The sequence below is a fragment of the Streptomyces sp. NPDC053750 genome (genome assembly GCF_044544295.1).
Lineage (GTDB): Bacteria > Actinomycetota > Actinomycetes > Streptomycetales > Streptomycetaceae > Streptomyces.
Window position 1 is genome coordinate 1 of record NZ_JBITXB010000041.1, and the last position, 15,799, is coordinate 15,799.

Annotated in this window: 17 protein-coding genes and 1 pseudogene; 12 read left to right on the forward strand and 6 right to left on the reverse strand. The window is 69.1% G+C overall.

Features of this window, described 5'->3' with window-relative positions; translation table 11 throughout:
* The first annotated feature begins 1,026 nt into the window (after nucleotides 1-1,026).
* Together ACIGO6_RS40705 and ACIGO6_RS40710 are read left to right on the forward strand one after the other, a co-directional pair.
* The gene (locus ACIGO6_RS40705) at nucleotides 1,027-1,647 is read left to right on the forward strand and encodes a hypothetical protein (RefSeq protein ID WP_399885684.1); all 621 of its coding nucleotides are present in this window, start codon (nucleotides 1,027-1,029) and stop codon (nucleotides 1,645-1,647) included.
* A 58-nt stretch (nucleotides 1,648-1,705) separates the two neighbouring features.
* Nucleotides 1,706-2,125 (forward strand): helix-turn-helix domain-containing protein, encoded by a 420-nt coding sequence (locus tag ACIGO6_RS40710; protein WP_399885686.1) that lies wholly within the window; start codon nucleotides 1,706-1,708, stop codon nucleotides 2,123-2,125.
* Between the two features lie 293 nt (nucleotides 2,126-2,418).
* Here ACIGO6_RS40710 and ACIGO6_RS40715 read toward each other — a convergent pair whose 3' ends face one another.
* From ACIGO6_RS40715 to ACIGO6_RS40725, 3 genes are all read right to left on the reverse strand, one after another.
* Nucleotides 2,419-2,793 (reverse strand): PIN domain-containing protein, encoded by a 375-nt coding sequence (locus tag ACIGO6_RS40715; RefSeq protein ID WP_399885688.1) that lies wholly within the window; start codon nucleotides 2,791-2,793, stop codon nucleotides 2,419-2,421.
* Nucleotides 2,790-3,044, reverse strand: a complete 255-nt coding sequence (locus tag ACIGO6_RS40720; RefSeq protein WP_399885690.1) for a hypothetical protein — start codon at nucleotides 3,042-3,044, stop codon at nucleotides 2,790-2,792. Before ACIGO6_RS40720 ends, ACIGO6_RS40715 begins: the two co-directional genes overlap by 4 nt.
* A 134-nt stretch (nucleotides 3,045-3,178) precedes the next feature.
* Complete coding sequence (locus tag ACIGO6_RS40725) at nucleotides 3,179-4,066, reverse strand: aldo/keto reductase family oxidoreductase (protein ID WP_399885717.1); 888 nt, start codon at nucleotides 4,064-4,066, stop codon at nucleotides 3,179-3,181.
* Between the two features lie 120 nt (nucleotides 4,067-4,186).
* On the opposite strand from ACIGO6_RS40725, the gene ACIGO6_RS40730 reads away from it, so the two are divergent.
* The 6 genes from ACIGO6_RS40730 (at nucleotide 4,187) to ACIGO6_RS40755 (ending at nucleotide 10,088) form a co-directional block, all read left to right on the forward strand.
* A complete protein-coding gene (locus ACIGO6_RS40730) occupies nucleotides 4,187-5,050 on the forward strand; it encodes a LysR family transcriptional regulator (protein ID WP_399885692.1) in 864 nt (287 codons plus the stop codon).
* A 178-nt stretch (nucleotides 5,051-5,228) separates the two neighbouring features.
* Complete coding sequence (locus ACIGO6_RS40735) at nucleotides 5,229-5,876, forward strand: HEAT repeat domain-containing protein (protein ID WP_399885719.1); 648 nt, start codon at nucleotides 5,229-5,231, stop codon at nucleotides 5,874-5,876.
* Between the two features lie 6 nt (nucleotides 5,877-5,882).
* The gene (locus ACIGO6_RS40740; RefSeq protein WP_399885694.1) at nucleotides 5,883-6,884 is read left to right on the forward strand and encodes a MerR family transcriptional regulator; all 1,002 of its coding nucleotides are present in this window, start codon (nucleotides 5,883-5,885) and stop codon (nucleotides 6,882-6,884) included.
* A gap of 220 nt (nucleotides 6,885-7,104) precedes the next feature.
* Nucleotides 7,105-7,995 (forward strand): sigma-70 family RNA polymerase sigma factor, encoded by an 891-nt coding sequence (locus ACIGO6_RS40745; protein ID WP_399885696.1) that lies wholly within the window; start codon nucleotides 7,105-7,107, stop codon nucleotides 7,993-7,995.
* A gap of 244 nt (nucleotides 7,996-8,239) precedes the next feature.
* A complete protein-coding gene (locus ACIGO6_RS40750; RefSeq protein WP_399885721.1) occupies nucleotides 8,240-8,725 on the forward strand; it encodes a carboxymuconolactone decarboxylase family protein in 486 nt (161 codons plus the stop codon).
* A gap of 106 nt (nucleotides 8,726-8,831) precedes the next feature.
* A complete protein-coding gene (locus tag ACIGO6_RS40755) occupies nucleotides 8,832-10,088 on the forward strand; it encodes an SGNH/GDSL hydrolase family protein (RefSeq protein ID WP_399885698.1) in 1,257 nt (418 codons plus the stop codon).
* Nucleotides 10,089-10,343: 255 nt separating this feature from the next.
* Here the strand turns inward: ACIGO6_RS40755 and ACIGO6_RS40760 are convergent, their stop codons facing one another.
* Together ACIGO6_RS40760 and ACIGO6_RS40765 are read right to left on the reverse strand one after the other, a co-directional pair.
* Nucleotides 10,344-10,655 (reverse strand): replication initiation protein, RepL2, encoded by a 312-nt coding sequence (locus ACIGO6_RS40760; protein WP_399885700.1) that lies wholly within the window; start codon nucleotides 10,653-10,655, stop codon nucleotides 10,344-10,346.
* Entirely contained in the window at nucleotides 10,652-11,104 is a 453-nt protein-coding gene (locus tag ACIGO6_RS40765; RefSeq protein WP_399885702.1) for a MarR family transcriptional regulator, read from the reverse strand. Before ACIGO6_RS40765 ends, ACIGO6_RS40760 begins: the two co-directional genes overlap by 4 nt.
* An 854-nt stretch (nucleotides 11,105-11,958) precedes the next feature.
* Between ACIGO6_RS40765 and ACIGO6_RS40770 the strand changes: the two genes are divergently transcribed.
* Nucleotides 11,959-12,693 carry an HAD family hydrolase gene (locus ACIGO6_RS40770; protein WP_399885705.1) on the forward strand — a complete coding sequence of 245 codons (735 nt, stop codon included), beginning with the start codon at nucleotides 11,959-11,961 and terminating at the stop codon, nucleotides 12,691-12,693.
* Nucleotides 12,694-13,043: 350 nt separating this feature from the next.
* Nucleotides 13,044-13,688, forward strand: a complete 645-nt coding sequence (locus tag ACIGO6_RS40775) for a ScbR family autoregulator-binding transcription factor (protein WP_399885708.1) — start codon at nucleotides 13,044-13,046, stop codon at nucleotides 13,686-13,688.
* A 261-nt stretch (nucleotides 13,689-13,949) separates the two neighbouring features.
* On the opposite strand, the gene ACIGO6_RS40780 is transcribed toward ACIGO6_RS40775, so the two are convergent.
* Nucleotides 13,950-14,942: a ScbA/BarX family gamma-butyrolactone biosynthesis protein gene (locus ACIGO6_RS40780; RefSeq protein ID WP_399885711.1), complete on the reverse strand. Its 993-nt coding sequence runs from the start codon at nucleotides 14,940-14,942 to the stop codon at nucleotides 13,950-13,952.
* A gap of 360 nt (nucleotides 14,943-15,302) precedes the next feature.
* Between ACIGO6_RS40780 and ACIGO6_RS40785 the strand changes: the two genes are divergently transcribed.
* The gene (locus ACIGO6_RS40785) at nucleotides 15,303-15,491 is read left to right on the forward strand and encodes an acyl-CoA carboxylase epsilon subunit (protein WP_399885714.1); all 189 of its coding nucleotides are present in this window, start codon (nucleotides 15,303-15,305) and stop codon (nucleotides 15,489-15,491) included.
* A 124-nt stretch (nucleotides 15,492-15,615) separates the two neighbouring features.
* A pseudogene (locus ACIGO6_RS40790) lies at nucleotides 15,616-15,799 on the forward strand (methylmalonyl-CoA carboxyltransferase); the annotation flags it as partial.

The window sequence follows — 15,799 nt, forward strand, 5'->3', positions numbered from 1 at the left end:
CTTCGCTCCCGCCTGGCTTCGGGCTGCGCCCGAAGCAGCGAACCCCCGCGCTGCGCGCGGGGGTTGCCCTCCCGCTTCGCGTAAGGGCAAGGGGGCACCTGCGAGCCCTGAATACTTCCCGCTCGCAGGAAGCGGAGAGCGGCTCGCTTCGCTCCCCCCTCAACAAGCCTGCTGCGCAGTCTCGTTGCTGCTCCCTTCGCTGCACTTCGGGAGCAGGGACACCCCGCGTTGCGGAGTGTCCCCGGCCCCCGGCCGGCCGGTGGCCTCCGCTGCGCTCCAGCCACTGGTGACACTGACGCGTCACCAGGCGTGCCACGCTTCGCACGGCACGCTTACGGGCCTGACGGCCCGGGCTGGCAGTAGAAGCAGGATGGCGCGCTGCTGACTGCCCGTCAGAGTTGCAGACTGGCCGGGAGTCAGGACCCACTGTGCAGGGGTCAGCCTCATGTGCTTCAAAATCCTACGCGGATGAAATCTGGAAAGAATCTTGACCCGGTAGGCGCACTCCGTACCACTGTCAACGGAACAGCGCGCCACCGGCCTGCACCCGGAACCGGAAGCCACCCCAGAGAGCAGACCCGAGCAGACCACGCCCGACACCTACCCTACGGGCGGAGTCCCAACATCGCACAACGCCCATCAACCATTACACCCCCAACGCTAACCACCATGGTTCCCTCAATCGGGTGGTTGCTGCCAGAGACACGCCCGCTGCTGGCACGAGCCTGTGCAGAACAACGCACCGGATGCCGCCATAAGTTGGAGTGCCGCCGGTGTCTAGTGATACATAAGAGCAGCCCACGACGAAACCGCCTCTGACCTGCAGAAACACGACACCGTTTGTTCTAGATATCCAGAACAAACGAGTCCCGGGTGTTCTAGATATCCAGAACAAACACCCCCCAAAACTGACGCCCCGTCAGATCACCCTGAGGCACCGCTTGTTCTACTTCCCCAGAACAAGCCGGTTTACCTAGTGCTACCGTGCTTCCCCGAACTGCTGATCATCCCCGGAGGACTGTGCTGATGGAACAGCTGCCGATCGTCCGCCCCGGCGAGCGTGTGGTCGCGAGGTCGGACGGCAAGGGCGGCTTGATCCTGGGCGTGGAGAAGATGAAAGGCCGCGAGTTCGCCGCGAGCGCGGAATGCAGCGGCTACGTGCTGGACGCCCGACTGCTGATGGACGTGCTCGGCAGCCTCAAGATGCCCGGCAGCTGGTTCCAGGTCTGGTGCAAGCTCGTAGCGCTGCAGAACGCCAACCGCTCAGACGATCAGCTCCGGGCCGCCGCCCGCGGGTTCGTGAAGACCAACCAGCGCGACCTCCAGGCCCGGTGCAACCTGTCAGCGGCCTCCGTGAACGAGGCCAGCCAGTTCTTCGCGCACATCGGCTGGTTGCGCACCGCCAAGCGCGGCATCCTCCAGCTGAACCCCTGGCTCACAGTGGCCGGCACATCCGGCGAGCAGGAGAAGTGGCAGGCCCTCTGGAACAGCGCCAAGGGCCCTGCCTGCATCATCCCGCACTCCGACTACCCCACCGAGTGGCGTCAGGCCCGAGAGGTAGAGAAGAAGGCCGCCGAGACCGCCCGCCGCAAGGAGAAGGTCGTCAATCTCCGACAGCGGCGGCCCGTGCGGAAGGCAAGCGCATGACGGCATACGGCATATCCTCGATACAGCGCATTGACCCGATCGGAAGTGGTGAGGCTCCGTGAGCAGCTCTTACGTCCCCAGCCCTCCGACCGGAGCCCCCGTCACGATCCCCCGTGACGTCCTGCGCATCCTCGCCCTGGTCGACGTCTCCACCGCCGGCCGACGCGTCCTGGACCATCTGCTGTACCTCAGCGACCCGGATACAGGCACCGCCGCGATCAGCCAGAACGAGATGTGCGCCGAGCTGGGCGCCAGCAAGCCGACAGTGAACCGCGGTTTCAAAGAACTACGGGAGTGCGGACTCGCCTGGAGCCTGGAAGACGGCCTCTACCAGCTCCACCCTCTACTGACCGGCGGCGTGACCCTCTCCCCCACCATGCCCGTCCCACAGATCAAAGCCGCCGAACCCAGACGCTTCACCGAACAACGACGGGCCCGCTTCGCCGCACAGACGGCCAACCTCGCCACCACCGGCTAAACGACCCCACCGAGAGCCTCAAACGGCCCTCCAGCGGGCTCCTGACCTCACGAAGACACACAAGCGCTGCACCCCCGGGTGTATTCGCTTTCCTCGTGCCCGCCCGCGATCAAGCCGGTAGCACCAGGTAAACCAGCTTGTTCTGGAGAAGCAGAACAACCGGCGGCCCTCGGAACGTGGGCGTTGTATGCAGTAGCCGTGCATGGATCTCCTGCGGAGCATTGCAGAGCTGCGCGTGGACGGCGTGTCGCTGGGGGAGACGCTCCCATCCTGAGGCCAACGCCCCAGGGCAGTCAGGTTGGGTTCAGTGGGGTGATACCGGTGCCCGTGTAGGGATCCGAGTCGAGCGACAGGACTGTTACCGGCTCTCCTGCCCTGAGCGCGTCCCAGGCGATCGCTGCTGCGTGGGCGACCGGCCAGTCCACCTCGCGCCAGTTCAGCGCATCCGCCGCGTGACCAGTGGTGAACGGAACGTGCTCTGCGAACCGTAGGGACGCCGCGTGCTTGCCGGCGCCGGCGAGCTGTCGCTCGGCGGCGACGACGGACAGGGACGGGACGAGGACGCGGCCGGTGCCGCGCGAGGCCTCGATGTAGAGGCCGGTGAAGAAGGGATCCGCCCGGTACAGGGCGGCCAGAGCGGTGTGGTCCAGGACAGCCGTCAGGTTCACGCGGCGGCGCCGCCCTGGTGGGCGCGGATCTTCGCCCAGGCGTCCTCACCGGCGTGCCGGACCTGCTCGGTGTACTCGATACCGAGCTCACGGGCCGCCTCGACAGCACGCTGTTCACGCTCGGCTACCGTGAGCTCGCGGGAGGCGAGCTCTTCCAGCAGCTCGGTGATGGTGGTGCCGCGCTCCTCGGCGAGAACACGCAGTCGGTCGCGCACGTCCTCGCTGGTCTTGATGCTCGTCGGTTTACCCATGGCTTGATTCTACTGCCGGTAGAACGCCGGTGGGGGAGCATCGCCAGGGCACCGGGCTCGTCGTACGGGACCCTCCGTACCTGCTGCTCCACGACCGGGGCGGCGTCGTGTCCGGATCACCGAACTCCGGGGTATTACGCCGTAATAGCTTGCGGGTCGATCTTGTCCAGTTCGGTGAGGTCCTCGTCGGAGAGGGGGAGGCCTGCGCCAACGGTGTTTTCGCGCAGGTGGGTGAGCGAGGAGGTGCCGGGGATGAGGAGGATGTTCGGTGAGCGCTGCAGCAGCCAGGCCAGGGCGACCGACATCGGCGTCGCGTCCAGTCGGGTGGCCACGGCTGAGAGCGCCGTGGACTGCAGCGGGGTGAAGCCGCCGAGCGGAAAGAAGGGTACGTAGGCGATGCCCTTGTCGGCGAGATCGTCGATCAGTTCGTCGTCCTGACGGTGGGCGAGGTTGTACATGTTCTGGACGCAGACGATCGGCGCGATCGTCTGTGCCTCGGCGACCTGTTCCGCGGTCGCGTTGCTCACTCCGAGGTGCCGGATCAGGCCCTGTTGCTGGAGTTGGGCGAGGGTTTCGAAGGGCTCGGCGAGGGAGCCGGGCTGGGGTCCCTGAGCGTCGCCTAGTCGGAGGTTGACCACGTCGAGCGCATCGAGGCGGAGGTCCTCGAGGTTCTCGTGGACGGCGCGGCGCAGGTCCTCGGGCTGTCGGGCGGGGGGCCAGCCGCCCTGCTCGTCGCGGACCGCGCCGACCTTGGTCACGATGTGCAGCGAAGGGGAGTAGGGGTGCAGTGCTTCACGGATCAGCTGATTGGTGACGCGTGGTCCGTAGGCGCCCGCGGTGTCGATGTGGGTGATGCCGAGGGCGGCGGCCTCGCGCAGGACGGCGAGCGCGCCGTCGTGGTCGGCGGGCGGGCCCATCACTCCGGGGCCGGCGAGCTGCATGGCGCCGTAGCCGAAGCGGGTGACGGTCAGATCGCCCAGGGTCCAGGTGCCGCCGGGCAGTGTCGTGGAGGGGGTGTTCATGCCCGGCGCGGGGTTCGTTTCGCTCATGTCGTCGATGTTCGCTCGCGGACCTCTGGCGCATCCAATACCGGTGCGGTGGCCTGTGATACCCGGTGGGTATCACACGGCTAGGGTGTGGTCATGGGCACCTTGGAGACACGCGAGCTGAGGTACTTCATCACCGTCGCCGAGGAACTGCACTTCGGCCGCGCCGCCGAGCGCCTCGGCATGGCACAGCCTCCGTTGTCCCGGGCGATCCAGCAGCTTGAGCGGCGCCTCGGCGTCCGCCTGCTCGAACGCAACCGCCGCGGCGTCGGTCTGACCCGCGCGGGGGAGATGCTGCTGCACGAGGGCCGCGCGGCCCTCGACGCGACCACCGCTGCCGTTCGTCGTACCCGACGTGCCGGTGGCGCCGACCGTGCGGGTGGCTCCCGCGACCGTCTGGTGCTGGCGGTGAAGGCCGGCTCCTCCCACGAGCTTTTGCACAAGCTCCTCGACGCCTACGCGGCCGAGCCCGACGCCGCCGAGGTCGAGGTGCTGCCGAGCGGCACGTGCGAGCAGGGGGAGATGCTGCGCGACGGCCGCGCTGATGTGGCGCTCATGCACAAGCCGTTCAACTCGCTCGCCGGGTTCGACAGCGAGGAGCTGATGACCGAGGGGCAGATCGCCGTCCTGCCCGCCGGGCACCCTCTCGCCGCGCACAGCACTCTGTCATTGGCCGACGTCAGCGACATCCCCGGTCTTCCGCTCGCCCGCTGGTCCCGCGACGGCGCGTACCCGCCCGGTCCGGGCCCCGAGATCCACGACCAGACGCAGCTGGCCCAGCTGATCGCCCTCGGACGCACCGTGGCCGTCTTTCCCGACTCGGCCCGCTCCTGGCTGTGGGCCGAGCACACCGCCGTCCCGCTGAGCGACGCGCCTCCCGTCGTCACCCACATCGCCTGGCCCGCACACAGCCGCTCCCTCGCCCTCGCCGGGCTGATCCGCACGGCCACGCAGCTGTGATCCGTTCCCGCCCTCCATCCATTACGTCGTAATAGCCATCGCCATCGGCCTATTACGACGTAATAGCCGTCGGCGGCGCCATCGGCTCTTCGCCGGGCGAGCGTTCGATCTCGATGCGGTCGTAGTTGACCTTGACACGGTGGCAACGTCTTCACTGCTGGCCCAGGAGGTGGTCTCGATGACTGCGTTGCGAGCTCTGCAGGGGCTGGAGGACGGGCGTTCGTCCGTGCGGCTGCGGGCGGCTTTGGCGGTGGGTACGGCGCCGGACCCTCGGTTTGTCGGACGGCTCATTGAGCGGTGTGCGGTCGAGCCCGAGTTCTTCGTACGGGACATGCTGACCTGGGCGCTCACTCGTCATCCGGTGTCCGTGACGCTCCCCGGGCTGCTGAGCGAAGTCCGCTCGGAGCGTGCGCAGGCGCGGAGTCAGGCGCTGCACACGCTGTCCAAGATCGGGGACCGGCGCGCGTGGCCGGCGATCACCCGGGCGCTGTTGTCCGACGCCGACGACGAGGTGGCGCGGAGCGCCTGGCGGGCCGCGGTCCTGCTCGTGCCGGAGGGCGAGGAGTCCGACCTGGCCGCGGTGCTGGTGACGCAGCTCGGGCGCGGTGAGCGGGAGACGCAGCTGAGTCTCAGCCGGGCGCTGGTCGCACTGGGGGACGTGATCGTGCCGGTTCTGGAGGCTGTGGCGGCGGATCCCGACCGGAGTGTGCGTGCGCACGCGCTTGCCACGGAGCGGCTGCTGCGCGACCCGGACGCCGGGTTCGAGTTCGCGATCGAGGAGGCGAAGCGGGTGGTGGCCCTCGGCGGGTCCGGCCACGGGGGATGATAGGGCGTGTTGATCGGTGAGGTGGCGCGACGGTCCGGGGTCAGTGCCCGGATGCTCCGGCATTACGAGTCGCTGGGTCTGGTCCGGCCTTCCGGGCGTACGGGGTCCGGTTATCGGGAGTACTCCGGCGAGGACATCCGGCGGATCTTCCATGTCGAGAGCCTGCGGTCGCTGGGGCTGTCGCTGCGGGAGGTCGGGCGCGCGCTCGACGATCCCGGCTTTACGCCCTCGGCGCTCGTCGACGACCTCATCCGTCGGACGCGCGAGCGCATCGCGGCCGAGACCGAGTTGCTCACGCGGCTCCGCCGGATCGACGCCGCGGACCCCGGCGGCTGGGAGGACGTGCTGCAAGTCGTCGCCTTTCTGCAGGCGCTGGGGTCCAAGAGCGCCGACGCACGCCAGCGCGCGGTCCTGTCCTCCTCGGCCGGCGAGGTTCCGGTGCCGGTGGAGGCCCTGGTCGAGGCGGTACTGAGCGAGACGGACACGAACGTCGCCGGGGCTCTTCGATGGGCGTTGGCGCGCTCGGGCGACGACGGCACGGCACTGCTGGCGGAGGGGCTCGGCTCACCGGTGGCCGCGGTGCGGAAACGTGCCGTTCAGTCCCTCGCCGAGATGCCCGGGGACGAGGCCGGTGCCCGGCTGCGGGATGCCCTCGCCCACCCCGACGTCGTGGTCCGCGGGTATGCGGCTCTGGCCCTCGGGACACGCGGGGTGGTGGACGCGATTCCCACGCTCCTCGACATGATCGTGGCGGGACGGAACGACACCGATGCGGCCGACGCACTGGCCGGGCTGGCGAGCGACGCCGTGACGGCGGACCGGATCGCCACCGGGCTCGTCGACCGGCTCGCCCACGGCAGTGCTGAAGCGCCTGCCCGGGTACGGCTGACCCAGGCGCTGGCCGACATCCCAGGGGCCACGGCGGCACGTGCCCTCGCCGAACTGTCGCAGGACGGGGAGCGTGCCGTGGCGGTGACCGCGGCGTATCTGCTTCGGCTGCGGGGCTGAGTGCGGGCTGCCTGAGCGCGGGCTGCGTGTACGTGGCTCGGGGGCTGCGGGTGGTTCGGCGGGGCTATTACGGCGTAATAGGGCCCGTCGGCTATTACGCCGTAATAGGCCTCGGTCCGGGTCGAGGGGGAGGGGCTGTGCGGCTGTGCGGTGCTGTCACCTTCGTAGGGTGCGGAGCGTCAGTGGTACATCATCCGCTTGCTGGAAGGACTGCGTCACTGTGAGCTCCCCTGATTTTCTGGCCGCTCAGTTCGAGGAGCACCGCCCTCACCTGAAGGCGGTCGCGTACCGGATGCTCGGGTCGTTGGCCGAGGCGGACGACGCGACGCAGGAGACGTGGTTGCGGCTGACCCGCTCCGAGAGCCGTCAGATCGACAATCTCGGCGGCTGGCTGACGACCGTGGTCGGCCGGGTCTGCCTGGACATGCTCCGGGCGCGCAAGCGCCGAGGAGAGGACTCGCTGGAAGCCCGGCTGCCCGACCCGGTGATCAGCCGTGCGGACGAGGCTGACGGTCCCGAGCAGCAGGCGTTGCTGGCCGACTCGGTCGGGCTGGCGCTGCTCGTGGTGCTGGAATCGCTCACCCCGGCGGAACGGCTGGCGTTCGTCCTGCACGACCTGTTCGGGCTGCCCTTCGAGCAGATCGCGCCGATCGTCGACCGCACGCCTGCCACGGCGAAGAAGCTCGCCAGCCGGGCGCGGCAACGGGTCCGTGGCGCGACCCCGCCGCCGGACCCGGACCCGGCCGACCAGCGTCGGGTGGTGGACGCCTTCCTGGCCGCCGCACGCGGCGGCGATTTCGACACGCTGCTGTCCCTCCTCGACCCGGACGTGGTGCTGCGCGCGGACGGCGGTGTGCTCACCGGAGGCATGCAGGTGGTCCGTGGAGCGACCGCCGTGGGCGGGCAGGCCGCCACGTTCCAGCGCATGGCCACCGCCGCCACGACACATCCCGCGCTGGTCAACGGTCTCGCCGGGCTGGTCAACACCATCGACGGAGAGCCGATCTCCGTCATGAGCTTCACCGTCGTGGACGGCAGGATCGCCGCCATCGACATCCTCGCCGACGCCGAACGCCTGGCCCAGCTCGACCTCGCCTCCGCCGAGGACTGATCTCTCCCCGCCCGTCCCCGGCCCCCTTGCGCCGACCTCGAGTCGGCGCAAGGGGGCCGCCGACGTGTGTGCTGGGCCGGTGGCAGCCGCCCGGTTCGTAAGGTCTCGGAAACTGGTCGGCTCAGCCGGTCACCTTCGCCAGTTCCTCGTCGTCAGTGAGGTGAGCAAGCAATCAGGCGGCCACGAACGGCCCGCGCTTCGAAGGGACACCATTGTGAACACGACTCCGGACAACCTCGACGCCATGACCACCCGGTTCGCCGACCCGCAGCAGCTGGTCCCCGAGCTCGGCGACGTCAGCGCCGCCCTGTTCAAGATCCTCGGTACCGGTGTGATCCCGAGGAGCACCGTCGGCCTGGTCCACCTGCGTGCCGGGCAGATCGTCAGCAACACCTACCTGACCGTGCTGCACACCGGCAACCTGCGTCGCGCCAAGGTGTCGGAGGAGAAGATCACGGCCGTGGCCTCCTGGAAGGACGCGCCCTACTTCAGCGCGGCCGAGCGGGTGGCGCTGGAGCTGGTGGAGGCCGTGCTCACGCCCAACCCGCACGGGGAGCGAGTCCCCGACGAGCTCTACGCGCGGGCGACCGAGCACTACGACGCCAAGGAGCTGGCCACGCTCGCCATGCTGATCGGGCAGGTCAACTTCTTCATCCCGCTCGCGCTGATCGGCAGGCCGCTGCCCGGCGTTGCGCCGACCCAGCAGTGGCGTCCGGCGGAGGGCGAGTAGATCCCCCCTGGAAGCGGCCGGGCCCGGGACGGACGTCTTCCCCCGATGTCCGTTCCGGCCGGCTCCTTCGGCCAGTCCGACGTCGCACACGAGAAAGAGCATCCGCATGCCCTCCTCCACCGCCTCCAGCGCCACCGCCTCCCTCACCGCGGGCGTGCCCGAAGCCGTCGACGCCCTTGTCCCTGCCGACCGGTGGGACGGGGCCTGGACGGCGGCGATCATGCGTCCCTCCGGCTCGCCCTGGTTCCCGACCTGGGCCGAGCAGGGCTTCCAGGACCAGTCCGTGCGCCAGGTGATCCGGGTCGGCCTGAGCGGCTCGACGCTGCGGATCCGGTTGTCGAACGCCTACGGCGACGCTCCCCTGCACGTGAGCGGGGCCAGCATCGGACGGGCCGCCGACGGCGCGGCCGTACAGCCCGGCACGATCCGCACTCTGCGGTTCGCGGGCTCGCCCTCGGCCACCGTGCCCGCCCGGGGCAAGGTCGTCAGCGACCCGCTCGCGTTCCCGGTCGAAGCGCGTGAGCGGCTCACGGTCACCCTCCACTTCCAGGGCGCGACCGGCCCGGCCAGCTATCACCAGGTCTCGATGACCACCTCCTACCGTGCCACCGGCGACCACCACCGGGACGCCGCGCCGACCGCCTTCACCGAGAGCGTCGCGCCCGGTTTCGGGTCCTGGTACTACCTCGAGGGCGTGGAGGTCGCCGATGCACGGGCCCGGCCTGACGCCGTCGTGGCGTTCGGCGATTCGATCACCGACGGGTTCGGGGCCACCGTCGACGGTGACGACCGCTGGCCCGACGTACTCGCCGAGCGGCTCCTGGCGGCGGGCCGGGCCCGTCCGGTGCTGAACGCCGGAATCGGGTCGAACAAGCTGCTCACCGACTCGGCCTGCGGTGGCGACGCGGGAATGTCGCGATTCGCCCGTGACGTGCTGGAGCAGCCCCGGGCCGGCACCGCGATCGTCCTGATGGGTATCAACGACATTCAGCTGCACGACGACCGGATGTGCGGAGTGGACCGCGATGATCCGCCCGTGACGGCGGGTCGGCTCATCACCGGCCACCGGACGATGATCCGTGCCGCACACACCCAGGGAGTCAGGATCATCGGGGCCACCCTGCTCCCCTGGGGAGGGTCGGCGAACTGGAGCGTCGACGCCGAAGCGATCCGCGGCGAGGTCAACGCATGGATCCGTACCGGCGGGGAGTACGACGCCGTGGTCGACTTCGACCGCGCGCTCGACCCCGAGGGCTCCGGCCGGATGCCGGACGGGCTCCACATGGGCGACCATCTCCACCCCAGCCCCGCCGGATACCGGGTCATGGCCGAGGCGATCGACCTCGGCGTCCTCGACCACTGAGTCGGGCGGGGTGGTGTCGGCGGGGAGGGGCTCGGGGCGCTCGGCTATTACGGCGTAATAGCTCGGCCGGGGGTGGTGCGTCGGGGGAGGCGCTCGGGCGCTCGGCTATTACGGCGTAATAGCTCGGTCCTCGTCCTGCGGAGACGGGGGAGTGGTGTCCGTGCTCGGTGCGCGGTGAACGTGGGGGCAATGAAGGCGTCCGCACAGGCGTCCTTCATTGCCCTCACGTCAATGAAGGGCGCTTCCTGGGACGTATCAGGTTGCCCGGCGCAGGGGGACGACGACGTTCTCGCCGAGGGCCTTCGGGCTGAGGCGGTAGTACCGGATGTGCGCGAGCCTGTCGGACTCCTCGAGCCAGCCCGACTGGATGACCTGCTTGCGGGTGCGGGAGAAGACCGGCGCGGACATGCCGACCAGGGCGGCGAGGTTGGCCGCGGTCTCCACCACGGCGCCCGCCCGGTCCGTCGGGTGCAGCGCGTAGAGCATGACCACGAGACGCTGGTTGGCGCTCATGCCGGCCGTGGCCTTCAGCAGCTCCAGATTCTTCTGCTTGTCGTCGCTGGTCACTGCGTCTCCCACCGTGCAGGGGTCAGTTCGTTGAAGCCGGGGATGTCCGGAGGGTTGCACGTCTTCACCGCTTCGCGCTGCTCGAGCCCTGTTCCATGGAAGGCAATGTAGGGGCTGATCCGGTAGAGGTTGTAGTTGCCGATGCGTCCTCGCACTACAAGGATGCGGTGTTTGGCCAGTTTCCGGTTGATCTTCCCGACGGCGTCGGTGGACATACCTACCCGTTTGGCGATGTCCGCTCCCGTCGCGCGCAGGGGATCCATGCCCTCGGGGGACACCCCGATCCACCACAGGACCAGGAACTTCTGACTGGGCGTGAACGACTTGGATTCGGTGATCGCCTCGACGCGCGCCTTGTCCACCTGTGTGTGCCGACCCGCGAAGGCGTATGGCGCATAGGGGACCGGTTCGCCCGTGTCGGCGTCGACCAGTCTGCGTACTGCTCCCAATGGGCCCTCCGTGCACGGGGGTGACTGACATTCACGAGTGACGGCTGTGACACCGACCTGATGAACTTAACGGACATGAGCAAGAAGTCAATCAACTCGGTCCGTGGACCGTGTCGGTTGCCCTCTCCTGCCCTCTCCGCATGGCTGGAACAGGCAATCTACCGCCCCTGCTCATTGCTCTCACGTCAATCTAGGCAGTTCCCAGGAACGTGGCACCCAGTTCCTGGGAACTGCCTCACGGTTCTCAGGAACTGCCTGGCAGTTCCCAGGAACTGGGTCGAGTATCACGTTTTCGCAGGTCAGGGCGCGGGTGGGGTTGTCCCGCTCTCTTACTTGAACCTGACTGCCGGACACGGGCGTGAGGCACCGTCACCGACCCGCCGTTTCCAGCCGCTTCGGAAACCCGGTGCATAGCCGTGCGGCAGCACGGCTGCAGTCCCTTTTGACCCGGACTTGAGCACGACTCTGCCGCCCGTTCGTACCGGTACCACCGAAAGCCCGCCACGACGCGGGCGCACCCGGCCGAGCAGGCGCGCGTATGCCTCCCTCAGCCCCGTACGGACCTCGGCCACGCCATCTCGCTTTTCAGGGGCGCGTCGGCAGTGGACGTCGACGGCGCTTCGCCACCCCGTCGGGGCACCGCAAGCCCGCCAGGGCTGAGGAGCTGCCGACCCCGCACGTGGCGCGCCACCCGCGCGGAGAGCCGATCGCGGGCCGCGCACACCGATCGTCGAAGAAGGCGTGGAGTAAAGGAACCCCTCGTTGAAAAAACCGCGCAGCCGGTTTATTGTGGCCGCATCATCCTTCGGACGCCGTGCGGCAGGTTCCGTGCGGCTCGACGCTAGGCGGTCCTGATGGCCCTACGGCATGTGCGTCTGATCGCGGTGAACATCGACGGGGTGCTGCTGAACGACACCTTCAGCCCGGTGATCCACCGGTTCGTGGCCGGCCGGGGGCGTGCCTACACGGCCGAGCTGGAGCGCGCGCTGCTGTCACAGTCCCAGCTCACGGCCGCCACCGTACTGGCGGGCCCGGGGGAGCGGCCCGAGGAAGTGGTGGCTGCGTACTTCCGGGAGCGCGAGGAGTACCTGCGGGAGAACCCGGTACGGCTTCTCGACGGCGCCGGTGAGCTGCTGGAGCGGCTGAGTGCGATCGGGGTGCCCCTGATCTGCTACGGCGGGCTCGGCCGGTCCCACTTCGACCGGCATCTGGCTCGGTATGCGCAGTACTTCGACGAGCCCCGGTACGTGTGCACCGACGGATTCCGGCCCGGCATCCGGGAGATCGCCGAGGACGTCTTCGGGCTCCGCTGCGACCAGGTGCTCTTCATCGACGACGTGGCGCGCGTGGCCGAGACGGCGCGGACGCTGGGTGCCGCGTTCATCGGGCACCCGACCTCCTACGAGCACAGCTTCCAGCGCCAGTTGATGCGTGAGGCGGGTGCGCGGCACATGGTCGGTTCGCTCGACGCGGTGGACGAGGAGCTGCTGCGGATCGTCGATGCCGAGGCCGCCGGGGGACGTCTGTGGCAGGACGGGACCGTGCGTGGGGCGGGCGCCCCGGGGGAGCGTGTGACGGTGGGCACCTGAGGTGCTGGATGCCTGAGGTGGTGTCCGATGGGTGGTCGAATCGGAACCGGGCACGCCGGATGGTTTCTGTGGCGCCTCGAGAGGAACAGGCTCGAGGGGCTGTCCTGACACCAGTGCCTGGCGCACTTGTCACGGACGGCCCCCATGTCCATGTCTGACCAGCGGTGTTTTGGCTCCCTCCCGGTCATTTCCTTTTCACTCGCAGCCAGTTGCCGGAAGCTGGGACAGTGCCGCCGAACGCTGGCGCATTGTTTGACGGGCGACTAAGGTACCTTCTGGACGGTTTTTTATTCGTCCAAGATTGAACAGTGCGCTGCTGTGGAGCGCGGTCCGAGTTAAGGAGAGGTCCGATGGCCCAGCAACAACGAGCGGTCAGGACCCGTCGAGCGGTACTGGAGGCGGCGGCGACGGTCTTCGCCGAGCACGGGTACACCGCTGCGACGATCGCGGACATCCTCAAGACCGCCGGGGTGACCAAGGGAGCGCTCTACTTCCACTTCGACTCCAAGGAAGCCTTGGCCAAGGGCGTGCTGGAGGTCCAGACGGACCAGCATCTGCCCGAACAGGAGGTCAAGCTCCAGGAGATGGTGGACGTCGTCATGACGGTGGCCCACGGGCTGGTGCACGACCCGCTGCTGCGGGCCGGTGCCCGGCTCTCCGCGGATCCGATCGGGCGCAGGCAGTACGGCAGCGCGTGGCCGCTGTGGGTCGACATGCTGACGGAGATCATGACCGAGGCCCAGAAGCGGGGGGAGACCCTGTCGCACGTGGTGCCGCGCGAGATCGCCGAGATGCTGGTGAGCGCCTTCCACGGGGTGCAGCTGTACGCGCAGCTGGAGGCTGATCTGAGCGAGGTCGAGTACCGTGCCTCGGTTCTGCTGAAGCACGTGCTGCCCTCGGTGGCCTCGCCGGCGGTGCTGATGAGCCTGGACGTCGCGCCCGATCGTGGCGCCCGACTGATCGCCCAGTCGACGCGCGTGCCCGCGTCGGTCTGACCGGGGCGCCCGCCCGTAGAAGCCGGGCCGCCCGCCGGGCCGCCGGCGGAAGCCGGATGGCCCGCGCGGTCGCCGTGACGTGGCTGCCGGTGGCGTGACTGTCGTGGACGTGGCGGGACCGGAGGTGGCGGGCGTCCGTACTGCCGTCGCCCGCTGCCTCCGGTCCCACTGTCCCCCGGTGCCCCCTCCCCGCCTCGCCGTCCCCCGCAGCTCGGCGTCCCGCGTCGGCGTCCCCCGTTGCGCCGACCCCGTTCCCGCCGGTCAGGCCGTGCTCGGCGTCACCGTCACGGCGGAGCTGAAGACGAGGCGGTCGTTCTGACGGCCGGTCACGAGGACGCGATCCCTGCCGTCCGTGTCCGCGGGCAGGGAGCACACCTCGATCAGGCAGGGTGCGTCGAGCTCCGCGTAGCGGGCGAACTCGCCGGTGATGCCGACCGGGAGGCACGGATACCCGAGGAAGGCCGAGGACGCCTGCCGGGCGGCCTCCAGCAGCACCATGCCGGGTACGTGGTCGACGGGGTGGTCGAAGAGGACGGGGTGCCGGGTGTCCACCCGGAGCTGCCAGCAGTCCGGCTTCGGCAGGGGAGACAGGACGACATCCGTGGGCGAGATGCGGCCCACGTCCTGCGGTGCCGTCGGGCTGGTCAGGGGGAGCGGCGCCGGGACGCAGTCGCCCATGCCGGAGGCGCGCAGGCGCCGGTAGACGGCAGGGGAGGCGCAGGTGAAGGTGGCGGCGCCGGTCGCGGCCACCTGGCCGTCACGGCGGATCGCCGCGTCGAAGTGGAGCCCCGCGAGGTTCGCGCCCCGGCGCTTGACGTCCCTGCAGGCCACCTCGACCTCGAGGTTGGCCGGCGTGGTGTCGACGAGCAGGTGTTCCGGCATGACGTCGATCGCGAGGTCCCACATCAGGAACTGGTGGCCGAGCGGCACCCCGAACTCGGCGTGCGCCAGGAGGATGCCGGCCTGCCGGATCGTTTCAGCGATCAAGAGGGGGTCGTGGCAGCCGCTGATGTTGGCGAAGAATCCATGGTGCCGGGGCAGCTGAGCGGCCACGGTGTAGTGCAGGTCGTCGACCCGGTCCCAGTCGGTCAGCAGTACCTCCGCGACGCTGGCGCGGTGAACGAACTCCTTCGGAACCGTCGTGGTCAGGGACGGATAGTGGAAGACGGCTGTCCCTGCCGGAGCCGAAGTGCCGTCGGTGTCGTGCTGTGCACCGCGTATCACGCGTTCGACGCGGAACGTGCTCGCAGACATGTCTGTTCCCCCTGAGCCGTGTTGGCGTGAATGAGTTGTGCGTGCGTCAGGTGAGCGAAGATACATACCAGCCGGTTTAATTTCTAGCGGTACGAGCCGCTCCGGTCGCACGATATGAGGAATGGTCTGTTCCGAAACGGGTACGCATTCGCGCCGCCGTTCGCGTTCGGTGCCGCCGACCTCCCGCTCTTCGCCGGGCGAGGCAGTGGCCCGCCGGATCGGGTGGCGCCGAGGGGGTCGGTCCCGACCGTCCGTTCCGGCGCCGGGGGCGCGGCCCCGGCCGGATCTCCAGTGGTTCCACAGCGATTCTTGAGTGGTCCGGTCGATCGTTTTCCCAAGTCCGAGAAGGGGGGCGGCCGGATGGGCGACGCGGAGGCCGTGCTGCGTGTGGAGCGTGGTCAGGTCAGTGAAGAGGAACTCGCCGCCCTCACCGCGGTGCTGCTGGCGCTGCGGGCGGGCGGGTCGGAGGAGCCGGAGGAGCCGCTCGAGGTCGGCTCACCGTGGTGGAACGTGCCGGAAGGTTATGCGGCTCCCGGCAGTTGGCGATGACTGATCTTCGACCACACCGGGCGTTCTCACCTCCCACCTATAAACCGCACAGACGGTTTGTTAAAGTGTTCTCCGTGGAACCGGGGCGGGACCTCCTCGGCCTTGTCCCAGGAAGGGACCAGACATGGCGATGACGACTGCCCCCGCGCCGATCGAGGCGGGGCCGACCGACATACGCGGGCGCGTGGCCGAGCTGCAGGATGTGCGTGCGCGGGCGCTGGCCGGGCCGAGCGAGAAGGCGACGGCGGCGCAGCACGCCAAGGGCAAGCTGACGGCGCGGGAGCGGATCGAGCTGCTGGTGGACCCGG

What these genes read in the sequence shown, in the direction of transcription:
- ACIGO6_RS40705 (WP_399885684.1), top strand. Translation starts at nt 1,027, where the DNA reads ATGGAACAGCTGCCGATCGTCCGCCCCGGCGAGCGTGTGGTCGCGAGG.
- ACIGO6_RS40720 (WP_399885690.1), bottom strand. Translation starts at nt 3,044, where the DNA reads ATGGGTAAACCGACGAGCATCAAGACCAGCGAGGACGTGCGCGACCGA.
- ACIGO6_RS40725 (WP_399885717.1), bottom strand. Translation starts at nt 4,066, where the DNA reads ATGAACACCCCCTCCACGACACTGCCCGGCGGCACCTGGACCCTGGGC.
- ACIGO6_RS40730 (WP_399885692.1), top strand. Translation starts at nt 4,187, where the DNA reads ATGGGCACCTTGGAGACACGCGAGCTGAGGTACTTCATCACCGTCGCC.
- ACIGO6_RS40735 (WP_399885719.1), top strand. Translation starts at nt 5,229, where the DNA reads ATGACTGCGTTGCGAGCTCTGCAGGGGCTGGAGGACGGGCGTTCGTCC.
- ACIGO6_RS40750 (WP_399885721.1), top strand. Translation starts at nt 8,240, where the DNA reads ATGACCACCCGGTTCGCCGACCCGCAGCAGCTGGTCCCCGAGCTCGGC.
- ACIGO6_RS40755 (WP_399885698.1), top strand. Translation starts at nt 8,832, where the DNA reads ATGCCCTCCTCCACCGCCTCCAGCGCCACCGCCTCCCTCACCGCGGGC.
- ACIGO6_RS40770 (WP_399885705.1), top strand. Translation starts at nt 11,959, where the DNA reads ATGGCCCTACGGCATGTGCGTCTGATCGCGGTGAACATCGACGGGGTG.
- ACIGO6_RS40775 (WP_399885708.1), top strand. Translation starts at nt 13,044, where the DNA reads ATGGCCCAGCAACAACGAGCGGTCAGGACCCGTCGAGCGGTACTGGAG.
- ACIGO6_RS40780 (WP_399885711.1), bottom strand. Translation starts at nt 14,942, where the DNA reads ATGTCTGCGAGCACGTTCCGCGTCGAACGCGTGATACGCGGTGCACAG.
- ACIGO6_RS40785 (WP_399885714.1), top strand. Translation starts at nt 15,303, where the DNA reads ATGGGCGACGCGGAGGCCGTGCTGCGTGTGGAGCGTGGTCAGGTCAGT.